Below are 744 nucleotides of genomic sequence, written 5' to 3'. Positions count from 1 at the left end.
GATGGACGTCGCGCCGGTGCTTCCGCCGGCCCCCGGTACGCCGCGCCGCTACGTACCCCCGCCACCCTCGGAAGAACCGGTCACGCCCGTTCGCGAACCGGACGACGTCGCGAGCGTCCGTGGGCCGGACGCGTGGTTCAGCCCGGCTCAGCCCGCCGATTCCTCGCCGGGTGCGTCGACGACCGACGAGCGGCAGTACGACCCGACCGACGATGAGTCGACGGCCGGCAGCCCCGACCTCTTCACGACAGCGGCCGCGTCGGACACGGAGGCGTCGACGCCGACGGCTGACACCCACCTGGACGTGACCGACGCCAGCGGGTCGACACCAGACGACGCCTTCGCCCCGGTCTCCGCGCCGCCCGCTGCCCCCGTCTCCGCGCCGCCCGCTGCCCCCGTCTCCGCGCCGCCCGCTGCCCCGGTCTCCGGTGCTCCCCGGCGCTGGCTGGACGACCTGGACGACGACCAGCAGCCCGCGTTCGACACGGCACCTGTGGACGACGACCAACCCGTCTCCGGCGCACCGCTGCTCGCGATCCCCCACCAGCAGGACGAACGCGACCTCGCAGCCGAACCCGACGTCGACAAGCAGGCCTACACCGCTTCACCCAATGAGGACGCCAACCCGGTCGAGTACCACCCGACGGACGAACTCGCGCCACCCGACGAGCCGACCGACGCTGTCGACGCTCCGAGCGCGAGCCCGGAGGGAGGCCCGTACGTCGACGAGTGGCCGGCGGAAGC

General features: G+C 73.8%; 1 pseudogene. It reads left to right on the top strand.

Annotated features, from left to right (window positions below):
- Positions 1-16: 16 nt before the first annotated feature.
- Positions 17-744, top strand: a pseudogene (locus KBX53_RS34825) (hypothetical protein); the annotation flags it as partial.

This window comes from Micromonospora sp. M51 (assembly GCF_018070305.1).
GTDB lineage: Bacteria > Actinomycetota > Actinomycetes > Mycobacteriales > Micromonosporaceae > Micromonospora > Micromonospora parva.
This window is presented reverse-complemented; position numbering and strand designations above follow the sequence as displayed.